The 23,168-nt window shown below is 56.5% G+C and carries 23 protein-coding genes; 3 read left to right on the forward strand and 20 right to left on the reverse strand.

Going from position 1 to position 23,168, the window contains the following annotated elements:
• Positions 1–6: 6 nt before the first annotated feature.
• The gene (gene yfcD / locus P6287_RS13115; protein ID WP_007889295.1) at positions 7–552 is read right to left on the reverse strand and encodes an NUDIX hydrolase YfcD; all 546 of its coding nucleotides are present in this window, start codon (positions 550–552) and stop codon (positions 7–9) included.
• Positions 553–663: 111 nt separating this feature from the next.
• Entirely contained in the window at positions 664–1,305 is a 642-nt protein-coding gene (gene yfcF, locus P6287_RS13120; protein WP_008105173.1) for a glutathione transferase, read from the reverse strand.
• A 204-nt stretch (positions 1,306–1,509) separates the two neighbouring features.
• On the opposite strand from yfcF, the gene P6287_RS13125 reads away from it, so the two are divergent.
• Positions 1,510–2,403: a TIGR01777 family oxidoreductase gene (locus tag P6287_RS13125; RefSeq protein WP_277973843.1), complete on the forward strand. Its 894-nt coding sequence runs from the start codon at positions 1,510–1,512 to the stop codon at positions 2,401–2,403.
• A gap of 32 nt (positions 2,404–2,435) precedes the next feature.
• Here P6287_RS13125 and P6287_RS13130 read toward each other — a convergent pair whose 3' ends face one another.
• The 3 genes from P6287_RS13130 to dalD are packed head-to-tail and all read right to left on the reverse strand — an operon-like array spanning position 2,436 to position 6,613.
• Complete coding sequence (locus tag P6287_RS13130; protein WP_192233267.1) at positions 2,436–3,716, reverse strand: MFS transporter; 1,281 nt, start codon at positions 3,714–3,716, stop codon at positions 2,436–2,438.
• Positions 3,717–3,738: 22 nt separating this feature from the next.
• Positions 3,739–5,208, reverse strand: a complete 1,470-nt coding sequence (gene xylB, locus P6287_RS13135; RefSeq protein WP_137386202.1) for a xylulokinase — start codon at positions 5,206–5,208, stop codon at positions 3,739–3,741.
• 10 nt (positions 5,209–5,218) lie between these two features.
• Entirely contained in the window at positions 5,219–6,613 is a 1,395-nt protein-coding gene (gene dalD / locus P6287_RS13140) for a D-arabinitol 4-dehydrogenase (protein WP_277973844.1), read from the reverse strand.
• 195 nt (positions 6,614–6,808) lie between these two features.
• On the opposite strand from dalD, the gene P6287_RS13145 reads away from it, so the two are divergent.
• Positions 6,809–7,756 (forward strand): sugar-binding transcriptional regulator, encoded by a 948-nt coding sequence (locus P6287_RS13145; RefSeq protein ID WP_192233261.1) that lies wholly within the window; start codon positions 6,809–6,811, stop codon positions 7,754–7,756.
• A 146-nt stretch (positions 7,757–7,902) separates the two neighbouring features.
• On the opposite strand, the gene hisP is transcribed toward P6287_RS13145, so the two are convergent.
• The 15 genes from hisP to P6287_RS13220 form a co-directional block, all read right to left on the reverse strand.
• A complete protein-coding gene (gene hisP, locus P6287_RS13150) occupies positions 7,903–8,676 on the reverse strand; it encodes a histidine ABC transporter ATP-binding protein HisP (RefSeq protein WP_101763641.1) in 774 nt (257 codons plus the stop codon).
• An 8-nt stretch (positions 8,677–8,684) separates the two neighbouring features.
• Positions 8,685–9,401 (reverse strand): ABC transporter permease, encoded by a 717-nt coding sequence (locus P6287_RS13155; RefSeq protein ID WP_008105190.1) that lies wholly within the window; start codon positions 9,399–9,401, stop codon positions 8,685–8,687.
• The gene (locus P6287_RS13160) at positions 9,398–10,084 is read right to left on the reverse strand and encodes a histidine ABC transporter permease HisQ (protein WP_008105192.1); all 687 of its coding nucleotides are present in this window, start codon (positions 10,082–10,084) and stop codon (positions 9,398–9,400) included. Before P6287_RS13160 ends, P6287_RS13155 begins: the two co-directional genes overlap by 4 nt.
• 194 nt (positions 10,085–10,278) lie before the next feature.
• Positions 10,279–11,061: a lysine/arginine/ornithine ABC transporter substrate-binding protein ArgT gene (gene argT / locus P6287_RS13165; protein WP_101763640.1), complete on the reverse strand. Its 783-nt coding sequence runs from the start codon at positions 11,059–11,061 to the stop codon at positions 10,279–10,281.
• Positions 11,062–11,339: 278 nt separating this feature from the next.
• A complete protein-coding gene (locus P6287_RS13170; protein ID WP_277973845.1) occupies positions 11,340–11,909 on the reverse strand; it encodes a UbiX family flavin prenyltransferase in 570 nt (189 codons plus the stop codon).
• Between the two features lie 116 nt (positions 11,910–12,025).
• A complete protein-coding gene (purF, locus tag P6287_RS13175; RefSeq protein ID WP_101763639.1) occupies positions 12,026–13,543 on the reverse strand; it encodes an amidophosphoribosyltransferase in 1,518 nt (505 codons plus the stop codon).
• 36 nt (positions 13,544–13,579) lie between these two features.
• On the reverse strand, positions 13,580–14,065 hold the full coding sequence (cvpA, locus tag P6287_RS13180; RefSeq protein WP_064739347.1) for a colicin V production protein: 486 nt from the start codon (positions 14,063–14,065) through the stop codon (positions 13,580–13,582).
• 250 nt (positions 14,066–14,315) lie between these two features.
• Complete coding sequence (gene dedD / locus P6287_RS13185) at positions 14,316–15,065, reverse strand: cell division protein DedD (protein WP_192411465.1); 750 nt, start codon at positions 15,063–15,065, stop codon at positions 14,316–14,318.
• The gene (folC, locus tag P6287_RS13190) at positions 15,055–16,320 is read right to left on the reverse strand and encodes a bifunctional tetrahydrofolate synthase/dihydrofolate synthase (protein WP_192411464.1); all 1,266 of its coding nucleotides are present in this window, start codon (positions 16,318–16,320) and stop codon (positions 15,055–15,057) included. Before folC ends, dedD begins: the two co-directional genes overlap by 11 nt.
• A gap of 126 nt (positions 16,321–16,446) precedes the next feature.
• Positions 16,447–17,355 (reverse strand): acetyl-CoA carboxylase, carboxyltransferase subunit beta, encoded by a 909-nt coding sequence (gene accD, locus P6287_RS13195; protein ID WP_008105205.1) that lies wholly within the window; start codon positions 17,353–17,355, stop codon positions 16,447–16,449.
• A 132-nt stretch (positions 17,356–17,487) separates the two neighbouring features.
• Complete coding sequence (locus P6287_RS13200) at positions 17,488–18,141, reverse strand: DedA family protein (protein ID WP_061717855.1); 654 nt, start codon at positions 18,139–18,141, stop codon at positions 17,488–17,490.
• A gap of 36 nt (positions 18,142–18,177) precedes the next feature.
• Positions 18,178–18,984 (reverse strand): tRNA pseudouridine(38-40) synthase TruA, encoded by an 807-nt coding sequence (gene truA / locus P6287_RS13205; protein WP_277973846.1) that lies wholly within the window; start codon positions 18,982–18,984, stop codon positions 18,178–18,180.
• Complete coding sequence (locus P6287_RS13210; protein WP_277973847.1) at positions 18,984–19,994, reverse strand: aspartate-semialdehyde dehydrogenase; 1,011 nt, start codon at positions 19,992–19,994, stop codon at positions 18,984–18,986. The genes truA and P6287_RS13210 overlap by 1 nt, the downstream gene beginning before the upstream one ends.
• A 101-nt stretch (positions 19,995–20,095) precedes the next feature.
• Positions 20,096–21,220 carry a 4-phosphoerythronate dehydrogenase PdxB gene (pdxB, locus tag P6287_RS13215; RefSeq protein ID WP_277973848.1) on the reverse strand — a complete coding sequence of 375 codons (1,125 nt, stop codon included), beginning with the start codon at positions 21,218–21,220 and terminating at the stop codon, positions 20,096–20,098.
• Between the two features lie 56 nt (positions 21,221–21,276).
• Positions 21,277–22,056, reverse strand: a complete 780-nt coding sequence (locus P6287_RS13220) for a helix-turn-helix transcriptional regulator (protein ID WP_192411461.1) — start codon at positions 22,054–22,056, stop codon at positions 21,277–21,279.
• Between the two features lie 94 nt (positions 22,057–22,150).
• Between P6287_RS13220 and P6287_RS13225 the strand changes: the two genes are divergently transcribed.
• Entirely contained in the window at positions 22,151–23,056 is a 906-nt protein-coding gene (locus P6287_RS13225; protein ID WP_137386208.1) for an EamA family transporter, read from the forward strand.
• The last annotated feature ends 112 nt before the right edge of the window (positions 23,057–23,168 follow it).

A 23,168-nucleotide genomic window follows, 5' to 3' on the forward strand; every position in this document is an offset into this window, starting at 1 on the left:
GCAAGATTACGCTTCGCTGCTCTGTTTACGACGTGCAGCATCACTGTTTCGGCTCAGCCACAGCGACAGCGCCTTAAGCGAATCATCGGTGAACTCGTCACAGCGCGCGGTGATCTCTTCCGGCGTCATCCAGAAGATCTCATCCACTTCCTCTTCCTGCATGGCAAACGGGCCATGGGAAACGCAGCTGAACAGCCCGCCCCATACGCGGCAATGCTGATCTTCAAAATAGAACTGGCCGTGTTCGGCGAATGGAACGGCCGCGATACCCAATTCCTCTTCCGCTTCACGACGCGCCGATTCCAGCAGGTCTTCCCCACTCTGCACCACGCCACCGGCAGTGGCGTCCAGCATACCCGGCATGAAGTCTTTGATTTCAGTACGACGCTGCACCAGAATTTTGCCCATACCATCGTGCACCACAATATAAGTAGCGCGATGACGCAGACACTGCGCACGCATCTGCGCACGGCTGGCCTGCGCAATGACTTCGTTCTCTTCGTTAACGATATCAACCCACTCGATACCGTCACCTGCCGTTTGATCCACCATCCGTAACCCTTTTCTGTTTTCGGCGTGCCCAGCACGCGCCTGTTTGCCATGCTTTATTAGAATGAGCGGTAAGGTAAAGCGTTCTTTTCGCCATCGCAAGGCGCATCGTGCTCAGCGTGTTTTACCCGATTCCGCTAACCAGAGTTGCACCGAAGCACGCTGCCACTGGAACTCCGCATAGTGTTGCAGCTTCACCGGCAGCGCATCGCCGTGCAGCGCCAGGCGATTAATCATCACGGCTAAATCGGTATCCGCAATCGACCATTCGCCAAACAGATTTTGCTGTCCATCAGGCAAAAGGCGCTGCACCGCAGCAATGAGTTTGTTGGCAGCTTGCTCACCTGCCGGCGTAAGCGGCGCAAAGCGTTCGCCGGCGAACAGCACTTCGGTTGGACGCTCAGAGCGCAGCGCCATTAAGTCGCTGCGCAGCCATGCCTGCACTTCGCGCGCATGCGCCCGTTTCTCACGATCGCGCGGATAGAGCCGCTCGAACTCTGGCGCCGGAAAACGCTCTTCCAGGTACTCAGCAATCGCTGAAGATTCCGTCAGCAGCACATCATCGATTTGCAGCGTCGGCACACGGCAGGTCAGCGACAGCGCGCGGTATTCCTCATCCCACTGCGCATTCTGCGATAAATCGACGCGCTTAAGGGTGAAGGGAATGCCTTTCTCGGTGAGCGCAACATAAACCGACATGGCGTAAGGGCTGAAAAAGCAAGAATCTGACCACAAAGTAATGGTTGGATAATTCATTGGCTGCCTCAGAAAAGCGTCAGGTGTGCATCATGTTTACCGATTTTTATTTATTAAGGCAATGGTGCGCTGGTCGGATCTTTAGCGGCTAAGACCAGCGCTGACTTTTCCTTTTTCTTCATAAGCGTAAGCCGAGTCACGCCGCGCGCACGCTTCTCTTCTATGCTCAATCTGAGCAGATAAAAAATGACAAGGAGGCTCAACATGCATTTACTGATCATCGGCGGCACCGGCCTGATTGGCCGCCATCTGATTCCGCGTCTGTTGCAGCTTGGCCATCAGGTGAGCGTCGTCACGCGCGATGTCGCCGCCGCACGCGAGAAACTCGACGCCAGCGTGGCGCTGTGGTCCGGCATCAATCAGCAAACCGATTTAAACGGTATTGATGGTGTGATTAATCTTGCGGGCGAACCGATCGCCGATAAACGCTGGACCGAACAGCAGAAGCAGCGGCTGTGCGAAAGCCGCTGGCTGATCACCGAGCAGCTGGTGTCGCTGATTCACGCCAGCAGCAATCCCCCGCAATTTTTGATTTCCGGCTCGGCTACCGGCTTTTATGGCGATACCGGCGACCTGGTGCTGACCGAAGAGGATCCGGGCCAGGATGAATTTACCCATACGCTGTGCGCGCGTTGGGAACAATTGGCGTTAACTGCACAGAGCGATCGCACGCGCGTCTGTTTGCTGCGCACCGGCGTGGTGCTGGCGAAAGAAGGCGGCGCGTTATCGAAGATGAAACTGCCGTTTAAACTTGGCGTAGGCGGTCCGATTGGTAGCGGCAAACAGTATTTACCGTGGATTCATATCGACGATTTGGTTAACGCGCTGCTGTGGTTGATCGATCACTCTGAACTGCGCGGCCCGTTCAACATGGTTGCGCCCTATGCGGTGCGCAATGAGCAGTTCGCCGCCACGCTCGGCCATGTGATGCATCGCCCAGCCTTTATGCGCACGCCCGCCAGCGCCATCAAGCTGATGATGGGCGAATCAGCGGTACTGGTGCTCGGCGGCCAACATGTGTTGCCGAAGCGCCTGGAAGAGTCAGGCTTTGGTTTTCGCTGGTACGATTTGGAGGAAGCGTTGCGGGATGTCGTGTAGGGGCGCCATTAATGGCGCCCGCCTATCACAGATTAACTCCTTTGCTGCGCCACGCGTGATTTCACTGCCGCCGGTTCATGCGTATGTCCCGGCTGCGGCACGCGGATGATAAAGGTCAGTACGCCAGCAAACACGTACAGCGCGGTATACGCCCACACCACGCCGACGATATCGAAAAACGGCAGCAACACCGACGCAATCGCGGGCGCGACAAAATTACTCAGTCCGGCCGACAGGTTATAAATCGACACGGCGGCGCCTTTGTGATGCGGCTCCAGTGTCGGAAACACTGCGGTCATCGGCACGAAGGCGGCGACAAAAATTCCTAACATCACCGCCGGAATCAGCGCCACCCAGAAGTTATGCCCGGCATACAGCGGCAGGTAGTAAAACGCCAGACTGGAGATGGCCATACCGAGACAGCCAAACCAGCGCACCTGACGGATCCAACCCAGCTTCTCGCCGGTAATGCCCCAGAAGATGTTGGTAAAAATGGTAACGAAGAAGAACACCGCCCAGATTTGCAGCCATTCGGAAATGGTAAAACCAAGACGATCAACGAACAGCAGCGGCATGATAATGGCGAAACCAAACAGTGACAGCGTATTAATGATGCGAATCAGGCAAGCATAAAACACGTGCTGGTTGGTAAACAGAATAGTTACTGCCCGCGACATTTCGGTCATTTTATCGCGCATCGGCAAATTGACGCGCGAACGATCAACCGGCACATGGCGCAAGCTGAAATAGGCCAGCACGCCACCACAGGCAACCCAAATAATCGCCAGCCACAGCGTACCGGTTTCGCCGAGCATCGGGATGGTCAGACTCGGTAAATAGCTGCCGACCACACCGATACCGACGGAATACATTGCCCAGAACCAACCGGTGGCTGCCGCCAGTTTTTCACGCGGCAGCACCTGCACCAGCATCATCATGAATGAGTAAATGAATAGCGGATACGCCAGACCGCGAATGCCGTAAAATAGCACCATCAGCGGATAGTTGCGCATGCCAAGTCCCAGCGACATAAACAGCGTGTGCATGACAATCCACAGCACGAAGCCAATCATCATGGCACGCTGGGGCGTAATCAGTTCCGCTACCACGCCCGATGCCCACGCCGCTAGCGCTGCCGCCAGTCCGTAAAAAGTAAATACTACCGCCGACTGCGCTGGCGTGAAGCCCATATCGGTGATGTGACGCGACAGAAATGCCATTTCAAAGCCGTCACCCGCCATAAAAATAGCGATGGCGAGGAAGCCCCAGAACATCTTTTTCGGTAAGCCAAACCAGTAATCATTCGATTGCATCTCATTCATCCTCTGTCTGGAATTATTCAGGCAACAACACTCGCGCCTGCTGCTGTTGTGCATAGAGCGTGCGGAACAGCTGCAATCGCTGCTGCAGCACCTTGCCGCGCGCAGCATCTGGTTGATATCGCGCCTGCACCGGCGGTTTTAGGCAAACTTCGCTCTCCACACCACCCGCGGCCAGCCATGCCAGACGCGCAGCCCCCAATGCGCCGGACGCGCTGGCGGGATGCGTGACGATCGGCAGTTGCAGCACATCGGCGATCAACTGCGCCCACAACGTGCTGCGCGCCCCACCGCCGGTCAGGCTGCACTGCTGAATCTGGCGCTGCGCATCACCAAGCACCGCGAACCCGTCGGCCAGACCAAAAGCTACGCCTTCAATTACTGCGTAGCCGAGCAGCGCACGCGGTGTTTCGTGGCGCAGATTGAAGAAAGAACCGGAGGCGTCAGGATCGTTGTGTGGCGTGCGTTCACCGGAAAGATAGGGCAGGAAAACCGGGGCATGACGCCGCTGCTCTTCACTGAGCTGTGCCATCTCTTCCATCAGTTGGCTTTCGGTAACGGAGAGCAGATTACACAGCCAGCGCAGGCAGCTGGCGGCGCTGAGCATCACGCTCATCTGGTGCCAGCGTCCGGGCAAGGCGTGACAAAAGGCGTGCACGCCCGATTGCGGATCGGCCAGCAAACGATCGTTGACGACAAAAATCACGCCGGAGGTACCCAGCGAGATAAAAGCATCACCCGGATTAACCGCGCCCACACCAACCGCCGATGCGGCATTGTCGCCACCGCCGCCCGCCACGCAGACCGCGGCCGACAAGCCCCATTCACTTGCCAGTTCGGCTTTCAATGGGGCGCTCACCGCGCTGCCTTCCACTAGCGCCGGCATATTGGCGCGCGTGAGACCGGTGATGGCTAACAGTTCGTCGCACCAGTCGCGCTGAGCTACATCGAGCCACAACGTGCCTGCCGCGTCTGAAGGTTCACTGATAAATTGTCCGGTTAAACGCCAGCGTAGGTAATCTTTCGGCAGCAGCACTTTATCGATGCGACGGAAAATCTCAGGCTCATGTTCTGCCACCCAACGCAGTTTAGGTGCGGTGAAGCCCGGCATAATCATATTGCCGCTGAGCTGCATCATTTCCGGATGTTGGGCACTGAGCGCGGCACATTGCGGCGCGCTGCGCGTGTCATTCCACAGAATGCACGGGCGCAGCACCTTGCCCTGCGCATCCAGCAGCACCGCGCCGTGCATCTGCCCGGACAAACCCATCGCGCGAATCTCGCTCCAGGCCAGCGCATCCTGCTGGCGCAATCCAGCAAGGACATCACCGCACGCTTGCCACCAGCGCTCGGGATCCTGTTCTGCCCAGTGCGCATGGGGGCGCTGCACGTTGAGCGTGGCGTGATTCGAGGCAATGATCTCACCCTGCGCATTGATGATCAGCGCTTTGAGCTCGGAGGTGCCAATATCAATCCCAAGATACATAACGCGCTCCTTACACCGCAGCCAGCATGCGTTCTGGCTGTTTCAGCCACAGTTGCAGATCCGCCACGCTGCGCGTCACCAGCGCATGAAACGCCTTGTCCTGTGCCAGTTCGCCAAATAGCGCGCTATCGCTGAGGAAAGCGTTCAGTGCATCGGAGCGGCTAAACTGCTGGCGTAGCGCATCGGCTTGCAGCACGCCATCCTGATAGGTGTAAGGCAAATCATCACAGGCCCAGCGTTGCAGGAACAGGAAGAACAGTGCAGGCAGCACGGCCGTGGCCGCCGGTTCTGCGCCACGCTGATAGCATTCGCGCAGTGTTGGCGTCACCATGCCGGGGATTTTCGACAAACCGTCCGCGCCAACACGTTGATTGGTGTCTTTAATGTAGGGATTGCTAAAACGCGCCAGTACCACATCGCGATAATCGGCTAAATCCAGCGGGCTCGGCGACAGCGATGGCATCACATCCTGGGTCACGTAGTCATAGGCCAGTTGGTAAATCGCTGGCTGACGCGTGCTGTCATCAATGTAATTGCGGCCAATCAGCGTGCCTGCCCAGGCAATCGCCGCATGCGTGGCGTTAAGGATGCGGATTTTCGCCTCTTCCCACGGCAATACCGATTCCACCAGCTCAACGCCAACCTTCTCCAGCGCCGGCCGACCGGCAATGAAGTCATCTTCAATCACCCATTGAATAAAGGATTCGGCCATCACCGATGCACCATCCTCTTTACCCGTAGCGGCTTTAACGCGCTCAGCCACATCCGGCGTTGGACGCGGCGTAATGCGATCCACCATGGTGTTGGGCGAGGTGGTATTTTCGCGCACCCAATTCGCTAAGGCGTTGTCACCTTTGGCGGTAAGAAACGCGAGGAAGCCGTGACGGAAACGTTCGCCGTTGTGGCGCAGGTTATCGCAGTTGAGCAGCGTAACGGGCGCGCCACCGTTGGCCACGCGCTGCGTGAGGATGCGTGCCAGCGCGCCATAAATCGTGCGGATGTCGCCTTTCACATCGGCCTGCACATCCGGCTGCGTCAGGTCCAGTTCGAATTCCGGTGTCAAATAGTAACCGGCTTCGGTGACGGTAAAACCTATCACGCGGGTTTCACTTTTCGCTCCCTGCTCCACCAGCGCGCTGATGTCGCTATCCCACGGCAGGATTTTGCGCAATGACGTGATGGTTTCATAGGCGCGTTCGCCATCGGGTGTAACGGTTTCCAGCACATATTCACCCTCTTGCGCAGCGAGTTGCTTTAGCAACGGCGCGGCATCATTGCGGATATTGCCGAGGGCAATGCTCCAGCTGTCATCGCCCTGCTCGCGTAGTTTATGCAGATACCACGCCTGATGCGCGCGGTGAAAAGAGCCTGCGCCGATATGCATCCACACTGATTGATTGGTCATAGTCGCCTCAAAATAAACATTTGCCACGATTAAGGGCATTTGCCCGATAAGGCGTAGCATAGTGCGAGCGAGCAGCCTTGTTCTGCGAGCTTAGTCACAATTAATACTTTTGCTCATTTTTCGGGCTTTTGCTCAATTAACACTTCATCGGCATCTCGCGTTAACATGGCGCACCGGTTTTGACGGAACAGCGCGATGAGCAGAGAAGAGAAAAAACAAGAACTGGCAGCACGTGCGGCCTGGATGTATTACGTGGCGGGCGTGACGCAGCAAGAGATTGCACGCGCGTTAGGATTGTCACGTCAGGTGGCGCAGCGATTGGTCTCCAGCGCGCGTGAAATGGGCATGGTGAGCGTAAAGATTGATCATCCGGTTACCCATTGCTTGCATCTGGCGCGCGACGTTCAGGAGAAATTTGGCCTGCAACTGTGCCGTGTGGTGCCATCCGCCAATCTGGATGATGACGCTATTCAGCAGATGCTGGCAGTGGAAGGCGCGGCGGTGATGGCGCAATACATCAGCGAGGAGCAGCCGCAGGTGTTTGGCATTGGTTCCGGTAAGACGCTGCGCTCGATGATTGATGCACTTCCCTGGGTTGAGCGACCGCAGCATCAGTGCGTTTCGATGATTGGCGCGATTGCACGGGACGACTCGGGTACGCGCTATGACGTGCCGCTGAAGATGGCGGAGAAGATGCAGGGCAAGTATTTCTTCATTCCTGCGCCGCTGTATGCGGATACGCCCGAAGATAAAGAGATGTGGATTCAGCATCAGGTTTATCAGCGCGTGACGTTACGCGCCTTGCAGGCGAATGTGGCCTTCGTTGGCATCGGCGAAGTGCAGCCCGGCTGCCCGCTGCATGCCGAAGGCTTTATCACCGATGCGCAAGTTGCTGCGCTCAACGCGCGCGGCGTGGTGGGCGAAATGCTCGGGCACTTTTTCAATCAGCAAGGTGAACGCGTGTGGGGTGAAACCGATGAACTGCTCACCAGCGTGTTGCTGGAGAGCCAGACGCAACGCCAGATCATTGGCTTTGCCGGCAGCGAGCGTAAATATCCGGCGATTCGCGCGGCGTTGCAGGGCGGCTGGGTGTCAGGTCTGGTGACCGATGAGGATACGGCGCTGAAGTTGTTGCGGGGGTAGAGGGTGCTCGCTGTCCCCCACCTCGGTCCTCCCCCATAAATGGGGGAGGAAGATGCTGCCATATGTTCGTTCTGGTGCTGCATATGGCAGCGTCTCCTTCCCCCGCAGGCGGGGGAAGGCCGGGATGGGGGACAGCGGGCACAAAACTACTTCAACGATCCCTTCAAAAACTGCTGCAAACGTGGGCTTTTTGGATTGCCGAACAGCTCATCCGGCGTGCCCTGCTCTTCAATTTTGCCCTGATGCAGGAAGATCACATGATTAGAGACGTGACGAGCAAACTCCATCTCGTGCGTTACCACCACCATGGTTTTGCCCTCTTCCGCCAGTTTCTGCATAATGCGCAGCACTTCGCCGACCAGTTCCGGATCGAGCGCAGAAGTGGGTTCGTCAAACAGCAAGACTTCGGGCTCCATCGCCAACGCCCGCGCAATCGACACGCGCTGCTGCTGACCACCGGAAAGGTGCACCGGATATTTGGCACGCGCACGCGCATCAATGCCGACTTTATCCAGATACTTGATCGCACGCTCACGCGCTTCCGCCTTGCTCAGCCCCAGCACCTGAATCGGCGCTTCGGTAACGTTGTCCAGCACCGTCATGTGGCTCCACAGGTTGAAGTGCTGAAACACCATGGTCAGGCGCGTGCGCAGCATACGCAGCTGCTCTTTGTTCGCGACTTTCAGTTGACCATCGGTGTCGCGCACCAGATTGATCTGCTGGTTGTTGACCGCAATGGTGCCTTCGCTCGGTTTCTCGAGGAAGTTAATGCAGCGTAAAAAGGTACTTTTCCCGGAACCGGACGAGCCAATAATGCTGATCACATCGCCGGCATTTGCCTGCAGCGATACGCCTTTCAGAACTTCATGTTCACCGTAACGTTTGTGCAGTTCGGTAACGCTTAATTTATTGTCAGCCATAGTGATACTCAATGCGATGAAGAAGGTTTTACGTGCGCCAGGAAGCGTTGTTCAGCTTTGCGGAACAAGCTAATCAGCCCGTAAGAGATAATCAGATACAGCACCGCAGCGATGCCAAACGCGGTAAACGGCTGATAGGTGGCCGAGTTGATATCGCGCGCGATTTTTAACAGATCCGGCACCGTCGCGGTAAACGCCAGCGCGGTGGAGTGCAGCATCAGGATCACTTCATTGCTGTACGCCGGCAGCGCGGTGCGCAGTGCCGACGGCAGAATGATGCAGCGATACAATTTAAACGGTGAGAAGCCATAGGCGCGCGCCGCTTCGATTTCACCGTGCGGCACCGAACGAATCGCACCGGCAAAGATTTCGGTGGTATAGGCGCAGGTGTTCAGCGTGAACGCCAGCAGCGTACAGTTCAATCCACTGCGGAAGAAGGCGTTCAGCAGCTCGGTGCCCTTCACAACTTCCAGCGTGTACATGCCGGAGTAGAACACCAGCAGCTGCACATACAGCGGCGTACCGCGAAACACATAGGTGAACAGCCAAACCGGCGTGGAGATAAAGCGGTTAGAGGAGACGCGCGCAATCGCCAGCAGCACCGCGAGCGAACCGCCAATCACCACCGAGATGATCAATAACCACAGCGTAATCGCGATGCCGGTAAAACGGTAACCATCGGTCCAGAGCAGCTGTTTCCAATACTCCTGAATAATCTCAATCATAGCTCTGCCCTTTTCACACCCACCGTGTAGCGACGTTCAAGCCACCACAGCACGCCATTCGACAGCGTGGTAAACACCAGATAAATCACACCTGCCACAATGGCGAAGTAGAACGGCTGCCAGGTACTTTTACCTGCCAGCTGCGTGGCTTTCACCACATCTTCCAGCCCCAGCAGCGAAACCAGCGCCGTGGCTTTGAGAATAACCTGCCAGTTGTTGCCGATGCCCGGCAGCGCGAAGCGCATCATGGCCGGGAACAGAATGCGACGGAAGGTTTGCGAGCCGGTGAAACCGAAGGCGGTTGCCGCTTCGATCTGCCCTTTTGGCACCGCGAGGAACGCACCACGGAAGGTTTCAGTGAAGTAAGCACCGTAGATAAAGCCGAGCGTGATGATACCGGCGACCATCGGGTCGATATCAAATTGCGCCAGTCCCAGCGCATCAGTGAGGGTATTCAAGGCGATCTGCAGACCGTAGAAGATCAGCAGCATCAACACCAAATCGGGCACACCGCGGATTAAGGTGGTGTAGCCTTCAAACAGCATCGCCAGCGGGCGACTGCGGGAAAGTTTGGCGCCAGCGCCAATCAAGCCGAGCACCACCGCCAGCAACACGGAACTGAGCGCCAGCTCCAGCGTTACAAGGGTGCCCTTGAGGATTACTTCGGAATAGCCATACAACATGGGTTCAATCCTGTCGTGAGGGTAAGTTACAAACGCTGCCCAACTGACGGACAGTCCTAACCAGGAAATTTGAATCGCAGGATGGATGGCGGCAAGCGTATGAAGCCGGGCAGTTTACATAGGTAAGCGCCCGGAGTGAATACTTATGTGCAACCTTCCTGCCTTTCACAGACCAGGATTAGGAAACAGGATAATTAATCGCCGTACACGTTGAAATCAAAGTACTTCTTAGCAATCTTGTCGTAAGTGCCGTCTTTACGCATCTCAACAAAAGCTTTATCGATCGCGGCCTTCAGATCGGCATCATCTTTACGCAAGCCCATACCGGTACCGACGCCAAAGATCTTGTCGTCTTTCACTGCCGGGCCGGCAAACGCATATTTAGCGCCAACAGGCTGCTTCAGGAAACCTTCGCTCGCCTGCACTTCGTCCTGGAACGCGGCATCAATACGACCGGCATTCAGATCCTGATACACCAGATCCTGGTTAGCGTAAGGCGTAACGGTGACACCTTTTGGCTGCCAGTACTCTTTTGCATAGGTTTCCTGGGTGGTGCCCTGCAGCAGACCGATGTTTTTCCCTTTCAGGGATTCAATGGTCGGTTGCAGCGTAGAACCTTTCGGTGCCACTAAACGCGCGTTTGCCGCATACAGTTTTTCAGAGAAGTTGATCTCTTCCTGACGCTTTTCGGTAATTGACAGAGAAGAGATGATGGCGTCGATCTTCTTCGCTTTCAGCGACGGGATCAGCGCATCGAAATCACTTTCCACATAAGTACATTTAGTCTTGATACGTTTACAAATTTCGTTCGCCAGATCGATATCAAAGCCCACCAGCTGACCTTGCGCGTTCTTGGATTCGAATGGCGGATAAGTCGGGTCAGTTCCAATGCGCAGCGACTGCGGCACAGCGGCGAAGACGCTCGCGCTACTTACCATTGTCAGCATCAGAGAAAGAGCCAGAACTCGCTTTTTCATAGTTAACCCTCAAGTGAAGTGCTTATTGTTATGTGGTGCGTGATGTGTTGGTTTGCGCTGTAAGCTGTGCACGTTTCATGCCAGTTGTGCGAATTGGCTAAACGCTGCGCAAGCGCGCTAAATACTGCGCCGGTTAGCGGCGCAAGCACTTAGTTTGTGAGGGAAATATAACAGTGGTGTGAGGAAGAAAAAGCGACATTGTTAACTTTTGGTGCACAAGATGCACGAAGAGTGATCGCACACGCGAATTTGCACACGAGCAGTGCATTAATGCACCATTATGCGCCACTCCAGCGAGTGAAAAGATCTTCTGGCAGCTCAATATCGAACTGATCGAGCACACGATTCACCGTTTGATCGACTAAATCGCCGATCGATTGCGGACGATGATAGAACGCTGGCACCGGCGGCATGATCAGCGCGCCCAGCTCTGCGGCGGTGGTCATCATGCGCAGATGTCCCAAATGCAGCGGCGTTTCACGTACGCACAGCACCAGCTTACGCTGCTCTTTTAGCACCACATCGGCGGCGCGGGTCAGCAGGCTATCGCTGTAGCTGTGCACGATCCCTGACAGCGTTTTCATCGAGCACGGCGCGATCGCCATGCCGAGAGTTTTGTAAGATCCGGATGAGATGCTGGCGGCGATGTCGCGCACGTCATGCACCACATCGGCCATCGCTTGCACCTGGCGCAGGCTGAAATCGGTCTCCAGCGCCAGCGTTTGCCGCGCGGCGGGGCTGATCACCAAATGGGTTTCCACCTCCGCCAGCGGTTGCAGCACTTGCAACATGCGTACGCCGTAGATCGCGCCGCTGGCGCCGGAAATACCAATGATCAGTCGTTTCATAATTCAGCCTTGCAGGTTCAGATTGCGGCAATGATAGCGGCTCACTGAACAAAAATACAAAAACAAACAGGGCGGGATTGCGCCCGCCCTGCTTTTACTCTGCCATAACCTCTGGCTTAGCCTTCGTTGTGCAGCTCCAGGCCTTCCACTTCTGTCTGACGCGCGATGGCTTTGGAATCGTCATTACGCAGCGACTGCAGATACTCAAGGTACTGTTGATCGACATCTTTGGTGACGTAGATGCCGTTGAATACCGAGCACTCAAAGTTGGCGATATCCGGGTTCTCTTCACGCACCGCTTCAATCAGGTCGTTCAGGTCCTGGAAAATCAGCGCATCCGCTTTAATCAGCTGGCAGATCTCATTCACTTCACGGCCATGCGCAATCAGTTCGGTAGCGCTCGGCATATCAATGCCATAGACGTTCGGGAAACGGATTTCCGGTGCCGCCGAGGCGAGATAGACTTTTTTCGCGCCCGCTTCACGTGCCATCTCAATGATCTGCTCGGATGTGGTGCCGCGTACGATGGAGTCATCCACCAGCAACACATTCTTATCACGGAACTCAGCACGGTTGGCGTTCAGCTTGCGGCGAACGGCGCTGCGGCGCTGCTGCTGGCCGGGCATGATAAAGGTACGGCCAACGTAGCGGTTCTTCACGAAGCCCTGACGATATGGCTTGTCGAGGATACGTGCGATTTCCAGCGCGATATCGGTTGAGGTTTCCGGAATCGGAATCACCACATCGATATCCAGATCTTCCCACTCGCGGGCAATTTTGTTACCCAACTTGGTGCCCATACGCACGCGTGCGCTGTACACCGAGATTTTGTCGAGGAACGAGTCCGGGCGCGCAAAGTAGACGTATTCAAACAGGCACGGATTGGTTTTCGGGTTCTCAGCGCATTGACGCGTAGAGAGCTGGCCCTGCTCGGTGATGTACACGGCTTCGCCAGGCGCTACGTCACGAATGAACTCGAAGCCCAGCGTATCCAGCGCGACGCTCTCTGACGCCACCATGTATTCGGTGCGGCCATCGGCGATAACGCGCTTGCCCAGCACCAGCGGACGAATACCGTTGGGATCGCGGAAGGCGACCATTCCGTGTCCGATAATCATTGAAACCACTGCGTAAGCGCCGCGCACCTGCTGATGCACAGCCGCCACCGCAGCAAAAATGTTGTCAGCTTCCAGCGGATAGTGCTGAAAACGGTCCAGCTCCTGCGCGAAGATATTCAGCAGGATTTCGGAATCTGAGGTGGTATTAACGTGACGGCGACCCGTTTCGAACAGCTGTTTACGCAGTTCGTGGGCGTTGGTCAGGTTGCCGTTATGCGCCAACGTGATGCCGTAAGGAGAGTTCACGTAGAAAGGTTGCGCTTCAGAGGCGCTGGAGCTGCCTGCCGTTGGGTAGCGCACATGACCAATCCCGATGTTGCCCTGCAGACGCTGCATATGGCGCGCTTCGAACACATCGCTGACCAGGCCGTTGGCTTTACGCAAACGGAAGCAGTTAATAGCATCGATGGTACAAATGCCGGCGGCATCCTGCCCGCGGTGCTGAAGCACCGTTAACGCGTCATAGATTGACTGGTTTACTGGCATGAAACCGGTGATACCAACAATACCGCACATATTGTCATTTCCTCATTAGCCGCACTCCCGATGGTGTCACCGGGGTAAAAAACTCGACGTGCTTTTCAGGTAATCGAAAAACCACCTGATGATGTAACTGAACTGGGGAATGAGTTGCGACTGTTGCCAGTCCGGGCTTTTAGAAAAGCCGGTGAATGTATCGAGAAAGAACAGCATAGCAGACACGATCAGCACACCGCGCAACGCCCCGAAACAGACACCCAACACCCTGTCGGTTCCCGACAAGCCGGTTTTTTCAACCAGCGAGCCGATCACATAGTTCACGATGGCACCCACAATCAGGGTGGCAACAAACAACACCGCGATAGCGATGCCGTTGCGAACCAGTTCGTCGTCAAAACCTGTAAACCAGACTGCAAGGTAGGCGTAATAATGACTGGCGACAAAAAACGCGCATCCCCAGGTAACGAGAGATAAGGCTTCCCGGACAAACCCGCGAATCAGGCTGACCAGAGCCGAAAAACCAACTACCGCAATAATGACGTAATCAATCCAGATCATGAACTCTTCCAGCCCAGTGCTATCGCACCCCTGCATCCAGTTCGGGGCGCATTCTAACAGAAAAAGAAAACGTTTGCGTAGGGTTTTCCGGTTCTGTTTCCGCAAAAAGGGCGATGAAAAAAACTTTCCTCGCCCTGTGTATTATCAGTGATTTAATCCACTGATATTCAATGATTTTCCTGTCGCGCTTCGCTACAAAAACTTTGTAAAGCCGCGCCTTTTTCTGCTATTGGCGCGGCTTATCAGCGCGTTATCGCGCGCTATACGGTTTCACCACGCCACCGAGGCCGGAGATGCTTTGCAACTCACTCAGCGAGCCTTGCAGCTTCGCTTTATTGGCATCCGGACCGACGTAAATGCGGGTGATTTGTCCCTGCACCGGCGTAGACGGCACGGTAAAGGCGCGATAACCGGAAAGACGCAGTTGCGCCACAATCTCGCTCACTTTCGCCGCATTCTTCAGCGCTCCGAGCTGCACCACAAATGCCTGACCAGCTGGCGCTGCGGGTTCGCTCTGCTTCGGCGTTTCCACCGGTTTCGCCTGCTCTACCGGTTTCGGCTGCTCGACGGGCTTCGGCTTCGGTTGCTCCACCGGTTTTGGCTTTGGCTGTTCAACCGGCTTCGGTTTCGGCTGCTCGACCGCTTTTGGCTTCGGCTGTTCCACCGGTTTCGGTTGCACTTGCTGATGCACCGGCGGCGGCGTAACCACGCTGGGCTCGCTATTCTGCGTGGGCTGCGCGCTGCCGTTAGTGGCGGTTTTACCACCGTTCTGATTCTGGGCCGCGCCCGCCCCTTCCGGCGGCTGCGCCGGCAAGGGTTGCGTCACCGGCGGCACCATTTCGCTATCCTGCTGATCGTCCGGTTTTGGCACCAGCGGAATGGCGGCGAACTCTTCTTTATAATGTTTCTTCTTACCGTCCAGTAGGCCGGGCAAGACGATGACACCAATCGCCACCAGAATGACCGTACCGACTAAGCGATTTTGGAACTTACTTGCCACTGCCGTTCTCCGCTGCCATCGATTCCATAACCTGCGCTACGGTGTGGAAAGAGCCACACACCAGAATCACATCTTCGGGACGCGCCTGCTGACGCGCCGCTTGCCAGGCTGCATCAACGTTGCTGTAAGCCACACCGCCGTCCAGATGAGCCAGCAGCTCATCGGCGGAGGCACCGCGCGGACCGTCGAGCGGCGCGCAGTACCAGCGATCAACCTGTGGTGCCAGCGCCGCCAGCGTGCCCGCGATATCTTTGTCGTGCAGCATGCCGACCACCGCATGCACTTCACCGCTGTGCGGCTCTTCAGCCAGACGCGAAGCCAGATAATAAGCGGCATGCGGATTGTGCGCCACATCGAGAATGACGCGCGGCGCTTCGCTGACGGTCTGGAAGCGCCCCGGCAAAATCGCCAGCGGCAGATGCTGACGAATAATCGCTTCGCTTACCGTTAAACCCGACGCACGCAGCGCGGTCAGCGCGGTGGCGGCATTGGGTAACGGCACCTGCGGCAGCGGTAAATCGCGCAGCTCGCCGTGCGCATCCTGCAACGTCCAGCTGGTACCCGTTTGCTGCCACTGCCAGTCGCGATTGCGCTGCAGCAACACCGCGCCCTTCTCCGCTGCAACGTCGGCGATGGTGCCCGGCATATCGGCTTCACCGACAATTGCTGGTTTACCTGCGCGGAACACGCCGGCTTTTTCCCGGCCGATACTTTCACGATCCGGACCCAGCCAATCGGTGTGGTCGAGCGCGATGCTGGTGATCACTGCCACGTCGGCATCGACAATATTGGTGGCATCAAGACGTCCGCCCAGGCCGACTTCAAGGATCACCACGTCGAGATTCGCCGCGCGGAACAGATTGAAGGCCGACAAGGTGCCGAACTCAAAATAGGTGAGCGAAATATCACCGCGCCCGGCTTCAATCGCGGCAAAACTGGCGCTGTGCTGCGCTTCATCCAGTTCAGCGCCCTGCACCCGTACACGTTCGGTGTAACGCACCAGATGTGGCGAGCTGTAAACGCCCACGCGATAGCCCGCGGCCATCAATAGCGTTTCCAGCGTGCGGCAGGTGGTGCCTTTGCCGTTGGTGCCGGCGACGGTGAAGACAAAAGGAGCGGGTTTGAGCAGGTCGAGGCGTGCGGCGACGCGTTGAATACGATCCAGACCCAGTTCAATGGCCTGCGAATGCAGATGCTCAAGATAATGAAGCCACGTGGCCAAAGGCGACGTGGCTTGAGGAAGAGATTTGTCCATGTGTCCCGTTCAAAATCAATACATCGAGTAACTTAAGGTCGCGGACCACGTTGGATGCAACCTTAAGTATTCTATGTAGACGGTGCATTGGAGGAAGGAAACATTACTGCCTCATTCCGTTGCCTGTCAGGCTTCGTTGCTCTCCGGCTCAGCCACATTTGGCTGATCACCATCCAGCTGCGGCGCTGGCAGGTTCATCATTTTCGCCAGCAGGCTTGCCAGCTTAAAGCGCATTTCCGGACGACGGATGATCATGTCGATCGCGCCTTTCTCGATCAGGAACTCACTGCGCTGAAAGCCCGGCGGCAGTTTTTCACGCACGGTCTGCTCGATAACGCGTGGACCGGCAAAGCCAATCAGCGCTTTCGGTTCCGCCACGTTGAGATCGCCCAGCATCGCGAAGCTGGCTGAAACGCCGCCCATGGTTGGGTCAGTCAGCACGGAGATATACGGCAAGCCGCGCTCCTGCATTTTCGCCAGTGCCGCACTGGTTTTCGCCATCTGCATCAGCGACTGCAGCGCTTCCTGCATACGTGCACCGCCTGACGCGGAGAAGCAGATCAGTGGGCAGTTGTCTTCCAACGCCTGCTCAACGCCACGCACAAAGCGCGCGCCAACCACTGAACCCATTGAGCCGCCCATAAAGGAGAACTCAAAGGCCACAGCGACAATTGGCATGCCGTGCAGCGTGCCTTTCATCGCCACCAGCGCATCTTTCTCACCGGTGTCTTTCTGTGCGGCGACCAAACGGTCTTTATACTTCTTCGAGTCGCGGAACTTCAGCAGATCTTTCGGTTCCAGCTCGCTGCCCAGCTCAACCAGCGAACCTTCATCCAGCATGCTATGCAGACGCTCACGGGCGTGCATGCGCATGTGATGGTCGCACTTCGGGCAGACCTCGAGGTTACGCTCCAGCTCGGCGCGGTACAGCACCTGCCCACAACTATCGCACTTGGTCCACACCCCTTCCGGGATGCTGGCTTTGCGCGTTGGCGTGGCAGTGCTTTTATTCAGTATGCGTTCAATCCAGCTCATTGATGACCTTTCTATTTAATGCTGACCTGGTCCAGTCTTCTCATTGCTGCTGAAATCACCTTCAGCAGGCCGTAAATGTCGCTCATTAAACCACAACCCGTTCACGCTGTGGATAAAAATCTGGTAACGAGCTTACTGCGACTTCTGCTGGCGGCGATGACGCCACACTTCAATTACGCCTGGCAGTATCGAAACCACGATGATGCCGACAATCAGCAGCTTCAGGTTCTCCTGCACAATCGGCAGGTCGCCAAACAGATAACCGGCGTAAGAGAACAGCAGCACCCACAGCAGTGCGCCCGTCACATTGTAGAGCGCGAAGTGGCGATAAGACATGTGTCCCATCCCCGCCACAAAGGGGGCAAAGGTTCGCACGATTGGTACAAAGCGCGCAAGTATAATGGTTTTGCCGCCGTGGCGATCGTAGAACGCGTGGGTTTTATCCAAATAACTGCGACGGAAAATTTTCGAGTTCGGATTGCTGAACAGCTTCTCGCCGAACAGACGCCCAATCGTGTAGTTCACCGCATCACCCAGGATGGCAGCGATCACCAACAGCGTTACCATCAGGTGCACGTTGAGATCGTTACCCGGCAAGGCCGCCAGCGCACCGGCAACAAACAGCAGGGAATCGCCTGGCAGGAACGGCGTGACCACCAAACCCGTTTCACAAAACAGAATCAGGAACAGAATGGCGTAAATCCAGATGCCGTACTGCGCCACCAGCTCGGCCAAATGCACATCAATATGCAGAATAAAATCGACTAAAAAGTGGATGAAATCCATATAACCACAACTCCCCTAACACCCAACAATTAACGGTTAATCCGCGAGGAACAACGGTCCCAACGCAGGCTGAGGTAATGCAAAGTGGGATGGATAATCCACCGCTACCAGATAAAGCCCCTCGGCTTTGGCGGTCGCCGCCGCCAGCTTACGATCTTTGGCCGCGAGCAGCGTCGCCATCCACTCTTCCGGCTGGTTGCCGGTGCCGATTTCCATCAGGCTGCCGACAATGTTACGCACCATGTGATGCACAAATGCATTGGCTTTGATATCCACCACCACATACGTCCCATGACGCGTGACGTTGAGATGCATCACGTTGCGCCACGGCGTGCGTGACTGACACTGCACCGCACGGAACGAAGTGAAGTCATTCTCGCCAATCAGCGCCTGACCAGCGCGCTGCATCTTCTCTGCATCCAGCGGATGATAATAATGGGTAATGCCATTGCCCAGAATCGCCGGACGCAGCCGATGGTTGTAAATCACGTAGCGATAGCGGCGTGCCGTGGCGCTAAAACGCGCATGAAACTCGTCCGGCACCGCTTTCACCCAGCGCACCGCGATGTCATCAGGCAGATTGGCATTCACACCCAACGTCCAGGCTGCGTCAGCACGCGGTGAGGTGGTTTCGAAATGCACCACTTGTCCGGTGCCATGCACACCAGCATCGGTACGGCCCGCGCAGAACACCACCACCGGATGATCGGCCACTTTCGACAACGCCTTTTCCAGCTTTTCCTGCACGCTGCGCACTTCATTTTGCCGCTGCCAGCCGTAATAACGGCTGCCATCGTATTCAATACCCAACGCCAGCTTAAGCGTTTTCCCTTCAGGCAACATTAATAGAAATACTCCTGCACCAGTTTCTCAGCCGTTTTCACCGCCATCAGTGCACCGCCGAAGCGGATGTTGTCTGCCACAGACCAGAACTGCAGCAGCTCTGGAATGCCGTAATCATTGCGCACGCAGCCAATGCTCAGCACGTCGCTGCCGGAAGCATCGCCCACCTGCGTGGGGTAATCGCTCTCTTCAGTCAGGTTGATATCACCGGAGCGGCCCAGTTCATCGCGCGCTTCTTCTGCAGAGAGCGGACGCAGATTCTCCACGTGTACGATCTGCGCATTGCCGTAGAACACCGGCGCCTGCACGCTGCTTACCGCGATCGGCAAACCTTCGTCCTGCAGCACTTTACGTACCTGCTCAACCACGCGACGTTCGCTCTCGACGCTGCCATTGCTGTCCGCCAGCAGCGGCAAAATGTTGAACGCAAGCTGGCGGCCAAAATAGTGCGTTTCCGCCGGCACGCCGTTCAGCAAACGCGCACTTTCACCGGCCAGGCCATCAACCGCCGCTTTACCATGGCTGGAGGCCGCAATCAGGTTGGTTACCTGCAAACGGCTCAGACCAGCCAGATCCACCAGCGGTTTGATTGCGCACAGCAGCTGGCTTACCAGGCTGTCGGCAACGGTAATGATGTTGCGATTGCGGTAATCCGCCAGCACCTGTGGATTCACATCCGGCACCACCAGCGGCACATCCGGTTCGAGCGCAAACAGATCGCTGCTATCGATCACTAGACAACCCTGGCTGGCGGCTTCTTCGGCATAGCGCGCCGAGGCTTCACGACCCGCAGTGAAGAACGCCAGCTGCACTTGCGTCCAGTCAAATTCGGCCACGTCCTGCACCAGCACGGTACGTCCCTCAAAACGTTTGTTCTCACCGGCACCGTTTTCACTCGCCAGCAAATACAACTCACCAACCGGGAACTGGCGTTCAGCCAGCAGTTCCAGTACAGCGTTCCCTACTGCGCCTGTTGCGCCCAAAAGCGCGATATTCCAGCCGTCAGACATGTTGGTTACTCCAGAGATTGACACAAAAACAGAAGGCGATGAAAACATCGCCCGAGATTTAGGAATTATCCCCCGCAATAGTGCAGGTGATTGAAATTTCTTTACAAACTGGCGCGGAAGCCAAGCTGATTGAGCATCGCCGCCGTCTCCGCATCATCGCAATGCACCTGCAGCGATGACCACTCACGACGCTCTTGATATTGCTTGCGCAGGCGATCAAACTCGCCTGGCTTTGCCGCCACTTTACGCAGTGGCGCATCGTCGCGGCGCACATCATACACCAGATGCACTAAGCGTTTTAGCGTTGGCTGATCGAGTTTGCCGCGCAGAGTGACAGAACCGAATTCAGGTGCCGGCAGCAGGCTTTCCAACGCCACCTGTTGCGGCTGGCCGATAAAGTCGCACCAGGCTTCAAACACTTGCGTGGTGCCGCGCGCTTTACCCTCCAGCGTGTAGCCAGCGATATGCGCGGTGGCGATATCGACTTTATCCAGTAAATCGAGCGACAGATCCGGCTCCGGCTCCCACACATCCAGCACCACGCTGAGATCGTGGCGCATCTTCAGCACTGCCAGCAGCGCCGCGTTATCTACCACCGCACCACGGCAGGCGTTGATCAGAATAGTGTTGGGTTTGAGCGCCATCAGCAGCGCCGCATCGGCCAGATGCCAGCTTTTATATGGGCCATCTTTAAACAGCGGCGTGTGGAAGGTCAGGATGTCGGCCTGCGCCACCAGATCATCCAGCGAATGGAAGGTTTCCTGATCGCCACGATCGGCGCGCGGCGGATCGCACAGCAGCGTTTTCACGCCCCAGGCTTGCAGACGCTTCTGCAGGCGGCCGCCAACATTCCCCACGCCAACAATGCCCACGGTGCGATCGCGCAATTCAAAACCATCGCGCTCCGCCAGCAGCAGCAGCGAGGAGAACACATACTCCACCACCGCAATGGCATTACAGCCAGGCGCCGCAGAGAAGCTGATGCCTGCCGCCGCCAGTGATGCTTCATCAATATGATCGGTGCCGGCGGTCGCGGTGCCGACAAACTTCACCGGCGTACCGGCCAGCAGCGCCGCATTCACTTTGGTGACGGAACGCACCATTAACCCGCTGGCATCCTGCAGCTCAGCTTCCGGCAGCGGACGGCCCGGCACCGCGAGCACATCGCCGGTGCGGCTGAAGAGTTCACGGGCATAAGGCATATTTTCATCGACGAGAATTTTCACTGCGGCGGTCCTGTCTGCAAAAATTTAAGGCGCGTATTTTGCCATAAAGCCGGGGATTAACCTAACCGACTGCGATAGCGATCGGGCGTGGTACCGGCCTGCTGCTGGAACATCACAATGAGCGCCGACGCCGAGCTGTAACCCAGCTCGTGAGCGATGCCCTGCACGCTGCAACCCTGCTCCAGCAGCGCGATAGCACGCAGAAAGCGTAAACGCTGCCGCCATTCGCTGAATGACATATTCAACTGCTGCTGACAGCGTCGCGCTAGCGTACGCTCGGTGGTGAACACGCGCTTCGCCCATTGTGCCAGCGTGGTGTTATCGCCGGGATGCGCTTCAAGCGCGCGCAGAATCGGCGCGAGGAATTTGTCATCTGACATCGGCAAATAGCTGTTATGCACCGGCGCCAGACGCAGGCGATCGATCAACACTTCACACATGCGCCAGTCGGCTTGCGTTTGCGGCTGCTCCAGTTCACGGCGGGCAAAATCATTCATGATGGCGTGCCCAATGGCATCGACATGCAATAAACAGGCTTTATCCGGCAGGCCCGCGCAGAGATCGGCGGCAAGATTAAAGGTGCGAAAACGCGCTTCGTTGTGGTTGTAGCTGCTGTGACGATGGCCGGCCGGAATCCAGATTGGGATATCTGCGGGCGTCAGCAGACGTTCGCCCTCCACTTCCATCTCCAGCACGTGGCTGGTGACGAAAATCACCTGGCCCCAATCATGCGCATGGGTGAGGTATTCGGTTTTGGCGTTGACCTCGTCATAGCGCATGAAGAAGCGCAGCAAAGGCGCATCAATCGGCGGCTGGTATTCGACTTGTAGATTCATTCTGTCCGGTCACTAACAAATATTGTCCGATTTTAACTATCTGCGTTAAACCGGTCAAACGTAAACTATTCGCGATTATTTGAGGAGCTGTATCATGAATTTACTGTTTCCGCTGATCGCAGTGCTGATCTGGTCGATCAACACTATCGTCAGCAAACTCTCGGCTGGAAGTATCGATCCTGCGGCGATCTCCTTCTATCGCTGGCTGCTGGCGCTGGTAGTACTAACACCGTTTTGCCTGCCGGGCGTGTGGCGCCATCGTCACACCATTAAAGCCAACGGCTGGCGATTGCTGTTCCTGGGTCTGCTTGGCATGGTGCTGTATCAAAGTCTCGCCTATTACGCGGCGCACAGCGTTTCTGCGGTGATGATGGGAATTCTCGGCGCGACCATTCCGCTGCTGACCATCCTGCTCAGTCTGGTTGTGCTGCGCCTCGCGCCGACGCGCGGCATTCTGATTGGCGGCGTGTTGTCGTTCGCCGGTTTGGTATGGCTGGTGAGCGAAGGCAACCCGGCACAGTTGCTAAATCAACGGCTCGGCAATGGCGAATTGATGATGCTGGCAGCATCGACCTCGTACGCCTTGTACGGCGTGCTGACCAAACGTTGGGCGATTCCGCTGCCGACCTGGCAAAGCCTGTATGTGCAGATTTTCTTTGGCGTGCTGCTATTGCTGCCTGGCTTCCTGCGCGCGCCGGATGTCACGCTCAACGAGCACAATCTGCCGCTGGTGCTGTATGCCGGGCTGTTTGCGTCGATCATCGCGCCGTTCCTGTGGATCCTTGGCGTGCAGCGTCTGGGCGCCAGCACCACCAGCATTTTTATGAACTTCGTACCGGCGTTTACGGCCATTATTGCCGTGATGTTCCTGCATGAGCAGCTGCATGGCTATCACTGGATTGGCGGCGGCATGACGTTAGTCGGCGTTATTCTGGCGCAACGGCTGAAAACCCCGCTGCGTAAGCCGCGCAGCGCGACCCTTCCCGATCCCGCCGCCTGACTTTATTATCCGGAAAGGCCGCAGCCCCCGTGGATTTCCTGGGGGCTTTTGCTATGATGTGGCCTCTTTTTTCCGGCGCACCCGGATCTGACCCGTTTTCAAGGATTCCGCC

The organism is Pantoea sp. X85, from assembly GCF_029623675.1.
Taxonomy (GTDB): domain Bacteria; phylum Pseudomonadota; class Gammaproteobacteria; order Enterobacterales; family Enterobacteriaceae; genus Pantoea; species Pantoea leporis.